Here is an 18,955-nt window from a genome sequence, read left to right as displayed (position 1 = left end):
AGATACCGAGTGCAAAATACCGAATGACAGAGTTCACTCCACTGCACTACGGTGTGGTGAACCGAATCGTTCACTCCACTGTACTGCGAGGCGTCCCGATGACCGCATTCTTCGCCCTGGCCACCAGCCTCCTCTGGGGGCTGGCCGACTTCGGCGGCGGACTGCTGACCCGGCGCATGTCCGCGTTGACGGTGGTCGTGGTCTCGCAGTCGATCGCGGCGGTCGTGCTCGGCGCGATCGTGATCCTCACCGGCGGCTGGAGCGAAGCCGGTCCCCGGCTGTGGTTCGCGCTCGCCGCAGGCCTCGTCGGACCGGTGGCCCTGCTCTCCTTCTACAAGGCGCTCGCCCTGGGTCCGATGGGCGTCGTCTCCCCGCTCGGCTCCCTCGGCGTGGCCGTCCCCATCAGCGTCGGGCTGTTCCTCGGTGAACGTCCCGGGCTGATCCAGTTCGCGGGGATCGCGGTCGCCGTCTTCGGGGTCGTCCTCGCGGGCGGACCCCAGCTCAGGGGCGCGCCCGTGCAACGGCAGGCGATCCTCCTCACCCTGCTCGCGGCGTTCGGCTTCGGCACGGTGTTCGCCCTGATCGCGGAAGCGTCGACCACCCTCACCGGCCTGTTCCTCGCGCTCTTCGTGCAGCGCGTGACGAACGTCGCCGTCGGAGGCGCCGCACTGTACGTCTCGGTCCGCCGGGGCGGCGCGGCCCTCCCGCCGGGCGGCTTCCCCTGGCGCATGCTCCCGGCACTCGGCTTCGTCGGCCTCGCCGATGTCGCCGCCAACGGCACCTACTCGATCGCGGCCCAACACGGCCCGGTCACAGTGGCCGCCGTACTCGCGTCCCTCTACCCGGTGGTCACCGCCCTGGCGGCACGCGGCTTCCTGAGCGAACGCCTACGCGCGATCCAGGCATCGGGCGCGGCCCTGGCCCTGGTGGGAACACTCATGCTGGCAACGGGCTGAACAGGCGCCCCTGGAGAGGCAGCCCTGCAGGAGCGCCTCTCCAGGGGCGCGGGGAACTGCGCGACCAGCCCCCACCGAACCCGCAGCTTCACACCGGACCGAGTCAGTACTCCCCGGCATCCAGCTCCGCAAGCCGCGCCGCCGCCCCCGCATCGAGTTCCGCCAACGCCCGCAACTGCTCCGGAGTGATCCCGTCAGGAATCGGAATCGGCGCCGGCGTCCGCAACGGCGGCCGCCAGCCACCGTCGGGTGTCCACCGGCGTACGATCTTGGCCGGAGCCCCCGCCACCACCGCGTGATCCGGCACCGTCCCGCGCACCACCGCACCGGCCGCCACCACCACGTTCCGCCCGATCCGCGCCCCCGGCAGGATCACCGCGCCGGTTCCGATCCAGCAGCCCGGACCGATCTCCACCGGTTCCATACGCGGCCACTGCTTGCCGATGGGCTCGTGCGGATCGTCGTACGAATGGTTGGTGGACGTCACATACACATAGGGCCCGAAGTAACAGTCGCTGCCGATGGTCACCGTCGTGTCGGCGATGACATGGCTGCCGCGGCCGAGGACGACACCGTCGCCGATCCTCAGTATGGGATCGGGCCCCATGTCGAGGCCGGGCATCAGTCCCGCCGTCAGGGTCACCTGCTCACCGACGATGCAGTGCGAGCCCATCTCGATCCAGGGTTCACCGAAGACCGTGCCCAGCGGGAAGGCGAGCCTGGTACCTGTTCCCATCGCCCTGAAGTTCAGCCGCCCGGGGTTCTCGACGGTGACGGAACCCGTGCGCTGCACCCAGGCCCAGCCCGCGTGCACCGCGCGCTGCGCCAGCCGACGCCGCCATGACGAGAACGTGTTCTTGGGCTTGGACACCCGCACACCGTACTCACGGCGGGGCGGGCCGGCATGCCGTACACCTGTGATCTTCGCCCCACAGAGGTGGCGTACGGTCTGGGTATCCAGGACCCAGGAGGCGAGATGACGCACAAGGCGTTGATCACCGGCATCGGCGGCAGGGAACCGAAGGTGGACGAGGAGGCGTTCGTGGCGCCCACGTCCTCGGTGATCGGGGACGTGACCCTTCAGGCCGGTGCGAGCGTCTGGTACGGCGCGGTGCTGCGCGGCGACGTCGAGCGGATCTCCGTCGGCGCCCGGAGCAACATCCAGGACAACTGCACCCTGCACGCCGACCCTGGCTTCCCCGTGACCATCGGCGAGCGCGTCTCCGTCGGCCACAACGCGGTGGTGCACGGCGCGACGGTGGAGGACGACTGCCTCATCGGCATGGGCGCGACGGTCCTGAACGGCGCGGTGATCGGCGCGGGATCCCTGGTGGCGGCCCAGGCACTGGTACCGCAGGGCATGCAGATCCCGCCGGGCTCACTGGTCGCAGGCGTACCGGCAAAGGTACGCCGGGAGCTGACGGAGGAAGAACGCCAGGGCGTCACGCTAAACGGCACGCACTACGCGGAACTGGCGAAGGCCCACCAGCAAATCCACGGTTAGAGCAGCCCACCCAGGGGCGCGGGGCTGTGTCAATTTGCGGCTCCGCCGCGTGGGCGCGACAAGCCACGCACGGCCCGCGCCCAAACTCACTCCCCAGCCCCTACGGTCTCCACCTCACGCACAGCACCCTGCGACTTCTTGGCCTTGCGCTTCAACACCAGCATCGACCCCACACCGAACAGCACCGCCAACACCAGCCCCAGCCAAGAGAACCGCTTCAGCCACGACTCCGCGACGACACCCACGTAGTAGATGACCGCCGTCGTACCGCCCGCCCAGAGAATCCCGCCCAGCACGTTGGCGATCAGGAACTTCCAGTAGGGCATCTGCAGCACACCCGCCAACGGCCCCGCGAAGATCCGCAGCAGCGCGACGAAGCGGCCGAAGAAGACGGCCCACATGCCCCACTTCTCGAAGGACCGCTCGGCGGTCGCGATATGTCCCTCACCGAAGTGCTTGGGGAACTTCCCGCCGAGCCAGGCCAGCAGTGGCCGACCGCCCTTGCGGCCGATGGCGTATCCGATGGAGTCACCGATGATCGCGCCGGCGGTCGCGCAGGCGCCGAGGATGAACGGGTCGATCTCACCGTGCTGGGAGGCGAGCAGCGCGGCCGAGACCAGAATGATCTCGCCCGGCAGCGGAATGCCGAGACTCTCCAGCCCGATGACCAGTCCCACCAGTGCGTAGATACTGACCGCGGGGACCGTCTCCAGCCATTCCTGCACGTGCAACGCCGGTTTCCTTCCGATCTCGCCGTACGCCCGGTACGTCTGCGTTCCCGGCGTGCGCCCGGCCCCGGGCGCACGCCGGGAAGCCTACCGGGTCACGGTGACACCGAGGATGCCTCCGAGCCCCACAGGTCGCACTGGTGTTCGTGCCCGGTGGATGCGCTCAGGGCGTTCCCGCCCGCGGACCGGGTCCGCAGCGACAGCACCAGGCCGGGGCGGTCGGGCATCGCGGGCTGCCCGTCGGCGCGCGGGACGCCACCGTGCAGGAACGACCCCCAGTACTCGACCATCTGCCGGGACAGGACCCGCTGCTCGGCGTCGAGCGGTGACGTCAGACCGAAGTGCTCGAAGAGGTACTGCACCTCGTTCACATGGGTCGCCCCGAAGTCGAAGTCCGTGTCCAGATTCCGCAGCGAGGCGAAGGGCGGCGAGGTGCGGTCGGCGAACTCGTACGCGTAGACCGGACCGCGCGCCGCGAGCACCGTGTCGAGCCGCAGCGCGGGACAGGCGAACCGCTGGTCGCCCTGGGCGGTGCCGTACGCGACGGTCGGCGAGGGGTACGCAGACAGCGGGTAGCGCGCCAGGACACGGTCGCCGTAGGCCGCCCGCATCACCGAGGGGTACTGCTCGGCGGTGAGCGGAGTGCCGTTCACGTCGAACGCGGCGAAGGCGAAGAGCCTGCCCTCGTCCTGGTTGGCGCCGTTGAGCACCGGGACGTTTGCGGCGGCGCCGTTCTCGAACGCCTCGAAGGGCTGCACGGGCAGGAAGGCACCGCCGGTCACCGGGCCCCACTCGAAGCCGCTCTGGGCGGCCAGGATCTCGGCGGCGGACCTGCTCCGCAGGCAGCCGACACGGTCGGCACCGGTGCAGCCGAGCTTCTCGACGAAGGCCGCGCCCTGGGCCGTCGCCGACGCGTGCGTGCGGGCCGAGCAGTTGTTGTACGCGCCGCTCTGCACGATTCCCGCCCGGTACAGGCCCGTTGAGGTCGGCGAGGCCAGCTGCGTGCACACCGAACGGCCACCGGCGGACTCGCCCGCGATGGTCACCCGGCCCGGATCGCCCCCGAACCGGCCGATGTTGGCACGCACCCAGCGCAGTGCCGCCTGCTGGTCGAGCATGCCGAAGTTGCCGGAGACCCCGTCGCGCGCCTCGCCGTCGAGGGCGTCCGTGGCGAGGAATCCCATGGCTCCGAGGCGGTAGTTGACGGTCACGACGACCGCGCCGGTACGTCGGGCGAAGGTGTCCGGCACCACATCCTCACCGGCGCCCGCGGTGAGCCCGCCGCCGTGCAGCCAGACCAGCACCGGACCGCGTACGGCGCCCTGCGGGACGTACACATTGAGGTCGAGGCAGTCCTCGGTGTGGCTCGGCTGCTCGTATCCGGGGTCCCAACTCGACGTCTGTACACAGCGGTTGCCGAACTCCCCTGCCGTACGCGCCCCTTGCCAGGGCTCGACAGGCCGCGGGTTCTTCCAGCGGAGGGCGCCGACGGGCGGCTGGGCGTACGGGATACCGAGGAACTGCCGCCCCTCGGCGGTGACTTCACCGCGTACCCAGCCCGCGTCGGTACGGACGAGGGTTCCGTCCTGTGCGGCCTGCGCCGCCGGAACAGGGGCCACGAGCAGGGCGGCGACGGACAGGAGACCGACCACTAACCGGCGTAACACGCGACCACCTCCTCCCCGTCCGTCCCGGGGGCGGAAACTGATCTCCGGTGATCGACATCGGTCATGGTCGTCACTCCTTCGGTGGGGGGTGATCCGCGCCGGGGAAACTAGAGCCGCCAGTGACTCGTGTCAATCACCTGGGCACCGATGAACACAGATGACCAAAGATGAGTACTGAGCGGCGACGGAACGGCGGAAGGTCGGTCGGCACAGGCGTGCCGACACCTTCCGCCTGTCATCCCGCAGTCATCCCACAGCTATCCCACGACGAGTGAACCGACGGCCCCCGTGATCGAGCCGACCGCCTGCACCACCGAGCCGATGACCGGCTCCGTCACGTCCAGCGGCTGCGGCGGTACGGCCACCGCCGGGACGACGGGCGCGGGCTCCTCGCAGCAGTCGGCCTCGACGTACCGCTTCTCGAACTGCCCGCCAGAAGTGGGCTCGGGCGAGGGCGCGGGCGAACCGGTGGAGCCCGGAGTTCCGTCGCCGGTCCCGGACTTCGGATTCTGCCCGGTACCGCCCTGGTCGCCTTCCTCCCCCTGCTTTCCGGACTGCCCGTCCTGCGCGCCCTTGTCGTCCTTGCCGCCCTCGTTGCCCTGCGCGCCTCCGTTCCCGGGCTGTTCGCCCTTCTCGGTGGCGTCTTCGGATGCGGACGGCTCGGAAACGAGCGTCCAGGTCTCCTCCGCGGACCCGGACCTCGTCCTCACCACGACATCCGCGCCGGCGCGGAGCGATACGGGCGCGACGACCAGTTCCTCGCGCCAGCGGGGCAGCAGTTCACCCTGGACGGTGAGGTCGTAGCGGACCTCGTCGGCATCTGCCGCGGTGGCCCCGACGCAGCCGGCGAGGGCGATGCCTCCGTCGGCGGTGTGGGAGTCCAGGCACAGGCTGGGATCGGCGAGGCTGCGCAGGAGACCGTCGTACTCGTAGGACCACCGCTGGGTCACGGCATGCGAGCACGTGGCGAGTTGGGTCCCGGCGCCGGCCTCGGCCCGGCCACCTTGGATGTCCAGGCACAGGCCCGTCGCGAGGTGGCGCAGCCTGCCGCGTTCCGCCAGGCCGGGATAGCCGGCGGGGCTGGCCGCCGGCGAGTCGGCGGCCTGCGGCGGGGCGACCGAGCCAGGGTCGGGAGAGCCCGGAGAGGCGGAACCCGGGTCGGCCGAGTAGCCGCTCGCCGCGCCCCAGGTGGCCATCGGCAGGGTGTTCTCGTCCGACCAGCCGCGGGCGGCGAGCACGGACGCGAGCAGTACGAAGGACATGACACCGATCCCGACGGCCACGCTCCGCGTGCGCGACCTCGGAACGGTGAACCGCTCGTCGGGCAGCGGGAGATGGGCCATAAAACGGTGACGGCCACCGCTGCCGGGGCGTCCGCCGCTCCGGCCGGCCGGCTTGTGGACGAAGGCGCCGGGACCGCCACGGCCCGGACGGGAGTCGTGATAGCGGCGGGCACCCCAGCCGAGCACCGCCTCGGCGAGCAGCGGGCCGAGTCCGCCTTCGAAATGGCTGAGCTGTTCGGCGGCGTAACGGCAGTGGCGGCACGCCAGCAGATGCTGTTCGACATCGGGCAGCAGGGCGCCACCGCGTCGGATCGGGACGTCGAGGAGGCGGTTGTAGAAGCGGCATTCCTTGCTCGGCGCGAGTTCACGATGGGCGCGTACACAGCCGGCCCGGAATTGCTCACGCGCCTGATCCAGCGCCGTCGAAGCGCTTCCGGGGTCGACCCCCAGGAGATCGGCCGGTACGGAAATGGGCTCGGCCTCGACCTCGGTGTGCCAGAGCAGACACTGGGCCGCTCTCGGCAGGGTGGCGAATGACCGCTCGGCGAGTTGCCGCTTTTCGGATGTCCGGGCCCTTGCCGCGCGTAGACCACGGGCACCGGTGGGTTTGCGGAGTTCCGGGAGCAGCACCGAAATACCGTCCTCGGCGGACCACTCCCGGATCGTTTCCCTTACTGCCACGAGGAGTTGGGGCCGCAGCGCCTGATTCGACTCGCCGCGCTCCAACTGGCCGAGCACCCGGTGAAAGGCCGAAGTGGCCGCCATGGCGGCGAGATCCCCCGCCGTGGCGAGACAGATGGCCGCGTAGTCGTACGCCGCCTGCCAGTGGCGTGCCAGTAGCAGTGCGACGGCGTACGCGCTCTCGCTCTCCACCCGGCCGCGCAGTTGCGCGGCGAGGTTCATGTCGGATTCACCGGGGCTCGCACCAGGACGCGGCGGGTAGGGCGGGCGCGGTGGGTGAGGGGATTGCACAGAACCAATTCCTTCCAAGCCGCAGGACGGCATGAGTGAAATGCTCGTCCACCGGAAAGCCGGTGCCTGATTGGTGTGTACCTACGACTCGTCAGCCACGACAGCTCGGGTCGGTCGATACGGAATCCCCGAGCGGGAAAGGGGGTCTGACCTTTACCTCCGCGCGGGGAGGCTCACACTCGCACACACGTCTCACAGGAAACAAGGAGTTCGAGTGACCGATGTTCAAAACGAAGGGAATTCAGATGTGTTACCAGCGGTATCCGTACCGGCATTCGAAATCACGCGTCGAACGGACGCCAAGTTGTGTGCATGGGCACCCGGATGGCACACACAATCTCCAACTTTTGGTTCTGGCCGGGCGGGGGCTCAGGATCTGCGCACCGTCGTCGTCCGCCCGGTCTGCGACCGGTCGGACCTGGGGCCCGAATTCGCGTCCTGACTCAAGGAGTTGACCGCAGGGCCCGACGACGGGAGTGCACAGGTGGCCGACGACGACGGCAGCCGTCGGATCGCGGCCCGAGAGGCCGGGGACCGACTCAGACGGACCGTGCGACGCGGAAGCCGACGTCATCGATACGGAAGGTCGGGTGGCTTCGGCGGCGTACCGAGGCCCGGCAGCTCCAGTGCTCGTCGAACCATCCGCCCCCGCGCAGCACCCGGTAGGTGCCGTAGACCTCGGGGTCGTAGAGGTCCCAGCACCATTCCCACACGTTGCCCAGCATGTCGTACAGGCCCCACGCGTTGGCCTGCTTGCCGCCCACCGCGCGCATCCGCCCGTCCGAGTTGCCGCGATGCCAGGCGATGTCGTCGAGCGGCCCGTAGCGGGCGCCGTCCGTACCGGCCCGGCAGGCGTGTTCCCACTCGGCCTCGGTGGGCAGCCGATACCCGTCGGTGGAGGCGTCCCATACAACGTCGTCGGCGCTCAGCCGATAGGCGGGGGCCAGTCCCTCACTCCCGGAGAGCGCGTTGCAGAACCGGATCGCGTCCAGCCAGGAGACGCCCTCGACGGGCAGCCCGTCACCCGGTGCGGTGCCCGGCAGGCCGCCGGTGAACCGCTCGTACTGACTACGGGTGACCGGACAGACCGCGAGACGATAGGGGGCCAGATCCACCGGCCAGCTGCGCTGTGTGCGCCGGTCGGACAGGGTCACGCGTCCCGGTGGGACCGCGATCGTCTCGGGTTCCAGGCTGATGTCCATAAGCGGCCGATTCTACCAACGACCGCGCTGCGGGCGGCCTCTGAATGACCGTCAGGTATTCGGGCGCAGCGTCCAGATGACGGTCATCTCGCCGGTGACGGCGCCGTCCTCGCGCTGGATGGCGACGGTCACCGGGAACTCGGGGCGCTTGCCCTCGTCGAGTTCTGCGACGACCTCGGCGGCCGGACGGCCGAGGGTCGCGGTGGCCCTGACCGGGCCGAGCGCGATTTTCTTGAAGGCGATCTCGGCGGTGACGGGCAGCGGTACGGCGCGGGAGAGCTGGTCACCGAAGGCCGCGAGCACGATCGCGCCGCTGGCCGACTCCCCGAGCGTGAACATGGCTCCGGCGTGCGGTCCGCCGACATGGTTGCGGTACTCGCCCTGGTCAGGCAGAGCCAGCACGGCCCTTTCCGGGGTGGTCTCCAGGTACTCGAGGTTCAGGGTACGAACCATCGGCACCGAGGCGGTGAGAAGTTCGCCGATCGGCATCCGGTCTGCGCTCATGACCCATATGTTACCCACGGGTAGAAAGTTCTGACCATCCTCGGCCCGGCAACCGCCGTATCGTTACCGGCCATGTGGCCAGAACAGCAGCCGCCCGGGGGCGAGCAGAACCCGCAGGACCCGCAGAATCCGCAGGTCCCGCCGCACAATCCGTACCAGCAGCCGGGCTATCAGCAGCCAAATCCGTACCAGCAGCCGGGATACCAGCAGACCGGGTATCCGCAGCCCAACTCCTATCCCCAAGCCCCGCCTCAGCAACCACCGCAGCCGGGCTGGGGCACTCCGGCGCCGATGGGCGCGCCGCAGCCGCCGTCGGGCGGCGACGGAAACCGGACGAAGATCACCGCGATCGTCGCGGCCACCGCGGTAGTGGTCGCGGCCGGGGTGACCGGGTTCCTCGTCCTGGGCGGCGACAAGGACGAGGAGGCGAACGGGGGCGACAAGGGCAAGCAGACCGCCCAGTCGGCACCCGCCTCGCCATCCGCCCCGGCCTCCACCGACCCCAGCGACACACCCTCCGCGTCGGCGTCCGCCTCGGACGACAACCCGCGGGACTCCGCGGCCGAGCAGCCGACCGTCGCCGGCTGGAAGGTGGTCGTCAATCCGAAGTGGGGCACCGCCTTCGACGTACCGGCGGACTGGGAGGTGGAGACGCCGGGCACGCTGATCGGCTTCGAGGACGCCGACGCCAAGGCCGGCGCCAAGCCGCTCATCACCATGTCGGCGCCCGCGTACTTCAAGTCGAAGTGGTGCGTGTCCGACGACGACAAGGACGGCCGTACGTCCGACACCTCACTCGCCGCCGTGGGCACCAAGGGCGCGAGCGGCGCGAAGAACGCCGACGAGGTGGCCGTGAACCAGGTGCCCTGGTGGGTCTACGGCGGCTACACGCAGCCCGACAAGAAGAGCCTGATCTTCGACGAGAAGGCGACGCCGTACACGACGAAGTCCGGCATCGCGGGCAGCCTCGCCCGGGCCCACTCGAAGAACACGCCCCAGACGGGCAAGTGCGCGAGCGACGGCAAGGCCATCACCTTCGGTTTCAAGAACTCGGTGGGCGACTACGTGGCATGGAGCCTGTACGGCGCCACGGGCGTCACCGGAGAGGTCCCCGACAAGACGATCATGCAGATCCTGAGCACGGTACGACTGCACGGGGATCCGACGGGGGCGTGAAACCCGGACACTCAGACGCGGCCGGTCCGGACCGGCGGGGCGCCGATTGGCCCCACCGGACCGGACCGGCGGGCGTACCTGGCCGGGACCGGGTGCCTCGTCACCGGCGGGCCTCCCACGGCGGCGCGCCCGCCGGTTCCCGGCGGCACGGCCGGCCAGGAACCCGAGCGGCTGCGCCCGGCAGGTCCGGTCCGGCCGGTCCGGCGGGCGTGCCCGCTGAGGAACGGAGGGATCCGTGACCGGCGAGGCTCCCACCGGGGCGCAGCCGACGGGCCCCGGCGGCATCCCGGCAGCGACCCGAGCGGCTGCCACCGGCTGAGCCCACCAGGATCCCTACCCGCCGAAACCGGCGAGCGTGCCCGGCCCGAAGCAGAGGGCTCATCACCGGCGGCCCTCCCACCGGGGCGCAGCCGAGGGGGTCCCGGCGGCGTGACCGGCCGGGAACCGAGCGTCTGCCGCCGGCGAACCCCGGCAGAGTCCCGACCGGCGGAACCCGCGGGCCCACACGTGGGCGCAGCCGCTCGGGTCCCCGGCGGGCGTGTCCGGCCGGAAGCAGAGGGCTCATGGCCGGCGGTTCTCCCACCGGGGGCAGCCGACAGGGTCCCGGCGGCGTACCCGAGTGGCTGCCGCAGGGGAAGCCCGGCAGGGTTCCGATCCGCCGGACCGGCGGGCGTGTCCGGCTGGAAGCAGGCGGCTCGTGACCGGCGGGGCTCCCACGGCGGCGCGGCCGACGGGGTGCCGTTGGCGTGACCGGCCGGGAACTGGGCGGGGCGACCGGTGAAGCCCGGGCAGGGCGCGTGAGCCGTCGGGATCCGGACGGCTCTGGCCGGACCGCGCCCGGGAAACTGCAGCCGGTGCACTCGCCCGGGGCCTGTGCGGACAGGGCCCGGTTGTCGTGACCGGCTGAAAACGGTCGTGCCGGGGCGGCAAATGGATTGGCAAGTCGGCGGTGGGCCGCGATAGTCGCCCGGTGACCTCCGCCGACGCCCCCGCCGAACGCCCGCGCCGACCCTCCTGGGCCGGCCGCAACTACAGTCTGCTGACCGCCTCGGCGGTCGTGACGAACCTCGGCAGCAACGGGGCGCTGATCGCCGCCGCGTTCGCCGTGCTGGAGGCGGGCGGCGACGCCGGGGACGTGGGGCTGGTGGCGGCGGCGCGGACGCTGCCGCTGGTGCTCTTCCTGCTGATCGGCGGCGCGGTCGCCGACCGGTTGCCCCGGCACCATGTGATGGTCGCCGCCAACGCCCTCAACTGCGTCTCGCAGGGGGCGTTCGCGGTGCTCGTACTGGCCGGGGAGCCACTGCTGTGGCAGATGATGCTCCTGACGGCGCTCGGCGGCACCGGGCAGGCGTTCTTCGGCCCGGCCTCCGAGGGCATGCTGCTGTCCTCGGTCGACGGCGAACAGGCCGCCCGCGCCTTCGCGGTGTTCCGGATGGCGATGCAGAGCGCGGCGCTGGGCGGCGCGGCCGTGGGCGGCGCGATGGTCGCCGTACTCGGGCCCGGCTGGGTCCTCGCGGTCGACGCGGTGGCGTTCGCGGTCGCCGGGGCGCTGCGCGCCTTCCTCGACGTGAGCCACATCCCGGTGCGCAAACCGGGCGGCGGGATGCTCGCCGACCTGCGGGAGGGCTGGCAGGAGTTCGCCGGGCGGACCTGGCTGTGGGTGATCGTCATCCAGTTCGCCGTCGCCAACGCGGTGATCGGTGCCGCCCAGTCGGTCTACGGCCCGCTCGTGGCCCGCGACCACCTCGGCGGGGCGGGGCCCTGGGGACTGGCGCTGGCCGTGTTCGGGGCCGGCACGGTCGCCGGCGCCGTGCTGATGATGCGCTGGAAACCACGCCGGCTGCTCCTCGCCGGCACGCTCTGCGTGTTCCCGCTCGCCCTGCCCGCCGCCGCGCTCGCCGTACCGGTACCGATGGCCACCCTCTGTGCGGTGATGTTCGTGACCGGCGTGACGATCGAGGTGTTCGGCGTGAGCTGGATGACCGCGCTGCATCAGGAGATCCCCGAGGAGAAGCTCTCCCGCGTGGCCGCCTACGACTGGTTCGGCTCGGTCGCGATACTCCCGCTCGCCATGGCACTCGCGGGCCCGGCGGAACACACCTTCGGCCGCACACCGGCCCTGTGGGGCTGCGCGGTCCTGGTCGTCGTGGTCACGGCGGGCGCCCTGTGTGTACCGGCCGTACGCAACCTCACCCGGCGCACGAAGAAGGTGGCCCAGGACACTCCTCAGGGGACGCCGGTGAACGGCGAGTTGGAGAGTTCCGGCGGGTGATCACCCCTCATCCGGCGCTCACTTGGTCCTCACCCGATACCGAACGCCCCCTCCGGCGGCTCCGGCGACGGCACCGCCTCCGCGTCCCGTACGGGCGCGGCATCCCCGATGAAGTCCCGTAGCGCGGGCCCGTGTTCGAGACGCGCCGGGAAGGCGTCGGACGCGACCCGGCGGGCGAGGGCGGCCGTGTCCAGGGGGCGGTGCGCGGCGACGAGGACCGCGTTGCCGAAGCGGCGGCCCCGCAGGACGCCCGGTTCGGCGATCAGCGCCAGTTCCTCGAACGCCCTGGCAAACGTGGCGAGTTGGGAGCGCAGAAAGGCGAAAGGCGCGGAGTCGGCCAGATTGGCGAGGTAGACGCCGTCGCCGCGCAGCACCCGGTCGGCCTCACCGGCGTACGTCAGGGATGTCAGGTGCGCCGGGACCCGTGAGCCGCCGAACACGTCCGCGACGAGCACGTCGGCGGAGTCGGCCGGGGCGGCTTCGAGCCAGGCGCGGGCATCAGCGGTGTGCAGGGCGATGCCCGCGCCGGCGGGAAGCGGAAGGTGTTCGACGACCAGGTCGAGCAGCCCGCGGTCGGCCTCGACAACGTCCTGCCGGGAACCGGGCCGGGTCGCGGCGAGGTACCTGGGCAGGGTGAGCGCGCCGCCACCGAGGTGCAGCACGTCCAACGGGCGTCCGGCCGGAGCGACCGTGTCCAGGACGTGCCCGAGCCGACGCGCGTACTCGAACTCCAGATACTCGGGCTCGTCCAGGTCGACGTACGACTGGGGCGCCCCGTCGACGGTGAGCAGCCAGGCGCGCTCACGGTCGACATCGGGCATCAGTTTGGCGAACCCATGATCGACGGCACGGGCAACGGGTATGGACTCGGTCACCTTGTCATTGTGCCTGTACTGCAGCGCCCCAAAGGGCCGCGGGGAACTGCGCGACCAGCCACAACGGCCGCGCAGTCCCCCACACACACCAGCCCCCCTCACTCGACGGCAGTCACGGTCCCCGCCCCCACGGTCCGCCCACCCTCACGGATGGCGAACCCGAGCCCCGGCTCCAGAGGCACCTCGCGCCCGAGTTCCACGGTCATGGAAACCCGCTCCCCCGGCCGCGCGACGGCGACCTCCCCCAGGTCCACGTCCCCGACCACATCCGCCGTACGGATGTAGAACTGCGGCCGGTATCCGGTGGAGACGGGCGTCGACCGCCCGCCCTCCCGGGTGGACAGCACGTACACCTGCGCCGAGAACCGCCGTCGCGGCACCACACTCCCCGGCGCCGCCACGACGTGCCCGCGGCGGACCGCGTCGCGCGGCACCCCACGCAACAGCAGCGCCACGCTGTCCCCGGCCTGCGCCTCCTCCATGGGCTTGCCGAAGGTCTCCACGCCGGTGACGACCGTGTCCACGGCCGCGCCCAGCACTTCGACCCGGTCGCCCACCCGAACCGTGCCACGCTCGACCGCGCCCGTGACCACCGTCCCCCGGCCGGTGATCGTGAGGACGTTCTCGACCGACAACAGGAACGGCGCGTCCAGATACCGCTCGGGCATGGGCACATACGTGTCCACCGCGTCGAGCAGCGCCTCGATCGACGCCGTCCAACGAGGGTCCCCCTCAAGGGCCTTGAGGCCGGACACCCGTACGACGGGTACCGCGTCGCCGCCGTAACCGTGCGCGGTGAGCAGTTCGCGGACCTCCAGCTCGACGAGGTCGGTGAGCACGGTGTCCTCGCCGTCGTCCACGGCGTCGGCCTTGTTGAGGGCGACCACGATGTGGTCGACGCCCACCTGCCGGGCCAGCAGGACGTGTTCGGCGGTCTGCGGCATGATCCCGTCGAGCGCCGAGACGACGAGGATCGCCCCGTCGAGCTGGGCGGCGCCGGTGACCATGTTCTTGACGTAGTCGGCGTGGCCCGGCATGTCCACGTGCGCGTAGTGCCGGGTGTCGGTCTCGTACTCGACATGCGCGATGTTGATGGTGATGCCCCGCGCGGCCTCCTCCGGAGCACGGTCGATCCGGTCGAACGGAACGAACGTGCCGGAGCCGCGCTCGGCGAGCACCTTGGTGATGGCCGCGGTCAGGGTGGTCTTGCCGTGGTCGACGTGGCCCATCGTGCCGATGTTGAGATGCGGTTTCGTGCGGACGTATGCCGTCTTGGACATGGCGGTACCTCGAAGCCTCTTCAGCGGTACTGAGTGAAGGTCCCGGTGCGGAGAACGCGGCCGGGACGGGGACCCCGAGGAAGTTCGCCGACCCTCCCCCTGCGGGGTCCGCCGGACGATCCGGGAAGGGTCAGCTTCGGGCGCCGTCGACGGCTGCCACGATGATCGGAACGGCAGCCTTCGGGGCATCCGCGACTGCGGATGCTGCGAGGAGGAAGGCGTACCGGAACATGACGCCGATCATTGCCGACGCGTCGCCGCACGTCGAATGGTTTTTCGCGCACGGGGACTTCGTGGGACGTGGGGGGCAGGAGCTTCGAAGGGTGCGGTTTCCGGGGAAACGGGGGCGCCAGTGGCGCATGTCACGACGGGCCGTTTCCGCAGGGTGTCGGCTCGCGCGTCACGCAGCGCACCGGGTGTTCGCCTGCTTGTGACCCCGTTGGGACGATCCATACGGCGATCACACATACTCCTCGGTTAGTGTCGCCGGATGCTCGATGCCACCACCCGCTCTGGGGGCACCGCCACGGCCACTCCCCGGGCCATCGCCACGGAGCTCTCCCCGGCCGTGCTCCTCGTCGCCCCGCCCAGCGGCCTCGCCGCGCGCTGCACAAGAGCCCTGCTCTCGCCGTGGTCGCGGCTGTCGCTCCTGGTCGTCCTGCTCGCCACCGCCGCATCGGGCGTCCTGCTCTTCGAACCCCAGCGACTGCTCGCCGACGGCTGGCCACCCCAGCTCGGCGGTGCCGCGGCGGCGGTGGCCTTCGGGGCGGCGTACGGGCTGTGCACCGTGGCGTTCGTGCCGCGACCGCTGCTGAACCTCGCGGCGGGCGCGCTGTTCGGTTCCCAGATGGGCCTCGCCGCAGCTCTCGCGGGCACGGTCCTGGGGGCCGGTATCGCCTTCGGCCTGGGCCGCATGCTGGGTCAGGACGCGCTCCGCCCGCTGCTGCGCGCCCGCTGGCTCCAGGCGGCGGACGGCCAGCTCAGCCGGCACGGCTTCCGCTCGATGATGGCGGCGAGGCTGTTCCCCGGGGTGCCGTTCTGGGCCGCCAACTACTGCGCGTCCGTCTCCCGCATGGGCTGGCTGCCGTTCCTGGCCGCGACGGCGCTCGGGTCCATCCCCAACACGGCCGCGTACGTCGTCGCGGGCGCCCGTGCCTCGTCGCCGACCTCGCCCGCCTTCCTGATCGCGATGGCCTTCATCGCCGTACCGGCCGTGGTGGGCGCCGTGGTGGCCTGGCGCAAGCGGCATCACCTGCGCGGCCACTGAGCAGTCCAGCGCGGCGCTCGCCCACAGCAGCCCGGGCACACTCCCTAAGAGGTGCCCTTGTACACGTCGTACACGTCCAGTCGCCCGCACATCCCGAACTTCCCGTGCGCCGAAGGCTGTTCGGCTTGTACGACGGCACCCGCGAGGTGCGACGCGTCGCCCCGTTCGAGACGGTCGAGCTGGTCGCCCGTCGCGCCGGCCGCCGCCTCGGCGCCGCGCCGCCAGCGCTCACGCCAGTCGGCGAGCCGGGGCCGCACCAGAGCCGCCGCCGCATTGTGGAAGGCGGCCAGCGCGTCCGGCCCGTCCGCGTCCCGCAGCGCCCGGTACCCGTCAAGGGCGAGGTCGCGCCGGGCCCGCGCGATCCGCTCCTGCTCGGGCACCGGCACGTCGGCCGGGATCACGGTCGCGGCGGCGTAGGTCTCCGGGTCGGTCAGGTACTCCGGCGGCAGCGTGAGCACGGCGTCCCCCGCCTCCGGCAGCCCGCTGTTCTGCATGAGGACGGTGATGCGCAACTCGTCCTCGTTGACCAGCCGGTGGATGGTGCCCGGCGTGAACCAGGCGACCGTACCGGGGGCGAGGGGTGTCACCTCGTACCCGGACGTCGTGAGCGTCTGCACCGCGCCCCGCCCGCCCGTGACGACGTACGCCTCCGAACAGGTCAGATGCATATGGGGAGTTCCGCCGCACACACCGTCGACGGCAGGCCAGTCGTAGACGGCGAGATGCGAGACCGCGACACCACCGGGCAGTCCGGCGAAGACCGTCACCCCGTCCGCCGCGCTCACCACGGGTGCTCGTCCAGGTACTTGGCGACGCCCTCGCGCTCCCACTCCCCGTCGGCGACGACGACCCGGTAGCGGCGGGTGAGCGTGTCGCCGGGCGCGAGCTCCAGTTCGTCGTGGAAGGCCCAGGAGGGGGCGACGGCGGCGAACGGCTCGTTGCGCACGAACCAGTGGGCGGGATGGGCGCCCTCGGCCCCCAAGTGGTCGTTCTCGGGGGCATGTTCGAAGACCAGGGTGGCATGCCCGTCGGCGCCGTCGAACTCGCCGGAGTAGGCGAGCCACGGTGCCTGCTCGCCCATCAGCTCGGGCCCCTCGGCGTCGGGGCCGAGGACACGACCGTCCCGGAAGGCGCGCGGCCCGCGCCAGAACAGGCCGGTGTAGCCCGCCGCTTCACGCCCGGCGGTGGTCGGGCTGCCGAAGAGCAGCGGCTCGTCACGCCGGTTGGTGATCGCGCTCGTCCAGGTCAGCGCCCAGGACCCGGCCGCGGGATCGACGTCGTGCACCTCGACCCGCCGCTCCTCGTCGGCCCAGAGTTCCCCGCTGTACGGGTGCCAGGTGAGCCGCTCCGCGATGACGACCCGGCCCGCGCTCGATGCGACCTCGTCGAAGCCGACGTGCGCCATCGAGCCGACTCGCTCGGGAAGGGCGAGATACCCCTCGCCGTGCACATAGGTGTTGCCGCCCCACAGGTTCGACCCCGACAGGTGCGAGGCCGTCAGCTGGAGGCCCTTGTGCCAGCGGTGGTCGTTGGGCCGGTAGTCGGTGACAACGTTTCCGGCGAGCGTCCGAATCGGATGCAGATACGGCTTCGGCGCCTCCCAGGCCGCCTCGGCCCCGTACACGTAGCTGAACAGCTCGACCCCGGTGACGGGTTCGGTGACGGTGATGCGGTCGCCGTGCGCGTGGACGATGCGCAGGTCGTTGGACGTGGTCAAGCGGACGCCTCCTCGGTAGCGGATGCGGAAACATCGCCGTCGTCATCATCGTCGTGCGTGGGCGCCCAGCCGGGCGCACCGCCGTGCAGCGCGGCGTAATAGGGGTCGCCGGGGCCGATGTCGCCGGCCCTGACGGTCGCGTCCGTGAAGGCGGACTTGTACAGCGCGGTGATCAGTTCCAGGCTGGTCCGCCCGTCCGCCCCGCTGCTGCGCGGCCGTTCACCGGCGCGCATGCTCGCGACCAGCTCACGCAACTGCGCGAGGTGCGAACTCGGCACGTCCGTACCGAAGTCCCGCCACGCGGTCACCTCCGCCTCCGACACGTCCGGCGCCGGGGTGATGGTCCAGTCGGCGTTGCTGTGCCCGTACAGATGGGTGAGTTCGACGGTGGCGCGCTCGCAGTCGATGCGGATACGGCTCACCTCGTCGGGACTGAGCACACTGTTGACGACGGTCGCCATGGTGCCGTTCGCGAACCGGACGAGCGCGGTGGAGACGTCCTCGGTCTCGACGTCGTGCACGAGCCGCCCGGCCATGCCCCGGACCTCGCTCCACGGCCCGAGCAGATCGAGCAGCAGATCCATCTGGTGGATCCCGTGCCCCATGGCGGGCCCGCCGCCCTCCGTCTCCCAACGCCCGCGCCAGGGCACGGCGTAGTAGGCGGTGTCGCGGTACCAGGTGGTCTGGCAGTGCGCGACGAGCGGCCGTCCCAGGGCTCCGTCGGCGAGCAGCCGCCGCACATGGGTGGAGGCGGAGCCGAAGCGGTGCTGGAAGACGATCGAGGCGTACGGACCGCCCCCGATCCCTTCCTCCGCCTCGATGGCGTCGAAGTCGGCGAGCGTCGGCACCGGCGGCTTCTCGCACCACACCCAGGCCCCGGCGCGCAGCGCGGCCACGGTCTGTTCGCGGTGCAGCGTGGGCGGCGTACAGATGGTCACCAGGTCGGGCCGCTGTTCCCGGAGCATCTCCTCCAGGTCGGTGTACGCGTGCGGAATCCCGCTCTCCGCGCAGAACGCCTTCACCGCGTCGGCATTGATGTCGACCGCGGCGACGACCTCCGTTTCACCCTCGTCGGCCAGCTGGGCGAGCGCCGGCAGGTGGGACCCGCGCCCGATGGCGCCCGCCCCGATGACGGCGGCCCGGATACGACGGCCGGTGAGCGGAGCGAGGGGCGTGCGGGAGAGCAGGTCGGCGGGCGGGTCGACCGGGGGGTGACTCGGCGAGGCTGGGAAGGTGTCGGGGCTGGTTGCGGGTGTGGCCATGGTCGTGATCAGCACTCCATCGGACGCGATGTCTGACGTGGGCCAACGCGTGACGACTCCGGACTCCCCGGGGGCAGCAAGCGCTTTCCCTTCACTCGCAAACTATGTTCCGTCCGAGCGGTCGGTCAACACCACGGCCAGGGTGTCCACGGGGTGGATGCTGCTGCGCGGGCCACAGCGGCACCCGCCCTTTGCCACCCCTTGACCCCGGCCCCTGTGCTCGGCCTGTCATCGGGGGCCGCTAGGCTGCCCCCAACGCACCTGATCTCCGCCGACCTTCGCGCGTTCGC

Annotated in this window: 16 protein-coding genes; 5 read left to right on the top strand and 11 right to left on the bottom strand. The window is 71.2% G+C overall.

All coding sequences use genetic code 11. The features are described from left to right. Positions 1 to 98: 98 nt before the first annotated feature. Positions 99 to 956 (top strand): DMT family transporter, encoded by an 858-nt coding sequence (locus tag ACH4TV_RS30340; RefSeq protein WP_398403646.1) that lies wholly within the window; start codon positions 99 to 101, stop codon positions 954 to 956. Between the two features lie 103 nt (positions 957 to 1,059). Here the strand turns inward: ACH4TV_RS30340 and ACH4TV_RS30335 are convergent, their stop codons facing one another. Further along, complete coding sequence (locus ACH4TV_RS30335) at positions 1,060 to 1,827, bottom strand: acyltransferase (protein WP_398403644.1); 768 nt, start codon at positions 1,825 to 1,827, stop codon at positions 1,060 to 1,062. A gap of 105 nt (positions 1,828 to 1,932) precedes the next feature. Between ACH4TV_RS30335 and ACH4TV_RS30330 the strand changes: the two genes are divergently transcribed. Continuing rightward, the gene (locus tag ACH4TV_RS30330) at positions 1,933 to 2,460 is read left to right on the top strand and encodes a gamma carbonic anhydrase family protein (RefSeq protein ID WP_398403642.1); all 528 of its coding nucleotides are present in this window, start codon (positions 1,933 to 1,935) and stop codon (positions 2,458 to 2,460) included. Positions 2,461 to 2,546: 86 nt separating this feature from the next. Here the strand turns inward: ACH4TV_RS30330 and ACH4TV_RS30325 are convergent, their stop codons facing one another. From ACH4TV_RS30325 to ACH4TV_RS30305, 5 genes are all read right to left on the bottom strand, one after another. After that, positions 2,547 to 3,191 (bottom strand): DedA family protein, encoded by a 645-nt coding sequence (locus ACH4TV_RS30325; RefSeq protein ID WP_398403640.1) that lies wholly within the window; start codon positions 3,189 to 3,191, stop codon positions 2,547 to 2,549. A 92-nt stretch (positions 3,192 to 3,283) separates the two neighbouring features. Further along, the gene (locus ACH4TV_RS30320; RefSeq protein ID WP_398403638.1) at positions 3,284 to 4,855 is read right to left on the bottom strand and encodes a carboxylesterase/lipase family protein; all 1,572 of its coding nucleotides are present in this window, start codon (positions 4,853 to 4,855) and stop codon (positions 3,284 to 3,286) included. Between the two features lie 257 nt (positions 4,856 to 5,112). Further along, the gene (locus ACH4TV_RS30315; RefSeq protein ID WP_398403636.1) at positions 5,113 to 7,041 is read right to left on the bottom strand and encodes a ricin-type beta-trefoil lectin domain protein; all 1,929 of its coding nucleotides are present in this window, start codon (positions 7,039 to 7,041) and stop codon (positions 5,113 to 5,115) included. Positions 7,042 to 7,649: 608 nt separating this feature from the next. Beyond that, the gene (locus ACH4TV_RS30310) at positions 7,650 to 8,312 is read right to left on the bottom strand and encodes a formylglycine-generating enzyme family protein (RefSeq protein ID WP_398403634.1); all 663 of its coding nucleotides are present in this window, start codon (positions 8,310 to 8,312) and stop codon (positions 7,650 to 7,652) included. Positions 8,313 to 8,363: 51 nt separating this feature from the next. Beyond that, positions 8,364 to 8,801: a DUF4442 domain-containing protein gene (locus ACH4TV_RS30305; RefSeq protein ID WP_398404053.1), complete on the bottom strand. Its 438-nt coding sequence runs from the start codon at positions 8,799 to 8,801 to the stop codon at positions 8,364 to 8,366. A gap of 87 nt (positions 8,802 to 8,888) precedes the next feature. On the opposite strand from ACH4TV_RS30305, the gene ACH4TV_RS30300 reads away from it, so the two are divergent. Together ACH4TV_RS30300 and ACH4TV_RS30295 are read left to right on the top strand one after the other, a co-directional pair. After that, positions 8,889 to 9,992, top strand: a complete 1,104-nt coding sequence (locus ACH4TV_RS30300) for a hypothetical protein (protein ID WP_398403633.1) — start codon at positions 8,889 to 8,891, stop codon at positions 9,990 to 9,992. Positions 9,993 to 10,962: 970 nt separating this feature from the next. Then, positions 10,963 to 12,264, top strand: a complete 1,302-nt coding sequence (locus ACH4TV_RS30295) for an MFS transporter (RefSeq protein ID WP_398403631.1) — start codon at positions 10,963 to 10,965, stop codon at positions 12,262 to 12,264. Positions 12,265 to 12,293: 29 nt separating this feature from the next. On the opposite strand, the gene ACH4TV_RS30290 is transcribed toward ACH4TV_RS30295, so the two are convergent. Next, a complete protein-coding gene (locus ACH4TV_RS30290; RefSeq protein WP_398403629.1) occupies positions 12,294 to 13,139 on the bottom strand; it encodes a spermidine synthase in 846 nt (281 codons plus the stop codon). Between the two features lie 98 nt (positions 13,140 to 13,237). Beyond that, on the bottom strand, positions 13,238 to 14,419 hold the full coding sequence (gene tuf / locus ACH4TV_RS30285) for an elongation factor Tu (RefSeq protein WP_398403627.1): 1,182 nt from the start codon (positions 14,417 to 14,419) through the stop codon (positions 13,238 to 13,240). A gap of 490 nt (positions 14,420 to 14,909) precedes the next feature. Between tuf and ACH4TV_RS30280 the strand changes: the two genes are divergently transcribed. Beyond that, positions 14,910 to 15,686 carry a TVP38/TMEM64 family protein gene (locus ACH4TV_RS30280; RefSeq protein ID WP_398403625.1) on the top strand — a complete coding sequence of 259 codons (777 nt, stop codon included), beginning with the start codon at positions 14,910 to 14,912 and terminating at the stop codon, positions 15,684 to 15,686. A 44-nt stretch (positions 15,687 to 15,730) separates the two neighbouring features. On the opposite strand, the gene ACH4TV_RS30275 is transcribed toward ACH4TV_RS30280, so the two are convergent. Genes ACH4TV_RS30275 through ACH4TV_RS30265 form a run of 3 tightly spaced genes read right to left on the bottom strand, consistent with a single transcriptional unit; the run spans position 15,731 to position 18,665 of the window. Beyond that, positions 15,731 to 16,471 carry a cupin domain-containing protein gene (locus ACH4TV_RS30275; protein ID WP_398403623.1) on the bottom strand — a complete coding sequence of 247 codons (741 nt, stop codon included), beginning with the start codon at positions 16,469 to 16,471 and terminating at the stop codon, positions 15,731 to 15,733. Then, the gene (locus ACH4TV_RS30270; protein ID WP_398403621.1) at positions 16,468 to 17,403 is read right to left on the bottom strand and encodes a PmoA family protein; all 936 of its coding nucleotides are present in this window, start codon (positions 17,401 to 17,403) and stop codon (positions 16,468 to 16,470) included. Before ACH4TV_RS30270 ends, ACH4TV_RS30275 begins: the two co-directional genes overlap by 4 nt. Further along, entirely contained in the window at positions 17,400 to 18,665 is a 1,266-nt protein-coding gene (locus tag ACH4TV_RS30265) for a Gfo/Idh/MocA family protein (protein ID WP_398403619.1), read from the bottom strand. Before ACH4TV_RS30265 ends, ACH4TV_RS30270 begins: the two co-directional genes overlap by 4 nt. Positions 18,666 to 18,955: the final 290 nt, after the last annotated feature.

It is taken from the genome of Streptomyces sp. NPDC020898, assembly GCF_044333925.1.
Classification (GTDB): domain Bacteria; phylum Actinomycetota; class Actinomycetes; order Streptomycetales; family Streptomycetaceae; genus Streptomyces.
Note: the sequence above shows the minus strand (reverse complement) of the source record. Positions and strands in the feature narration are given on the sequence as shown.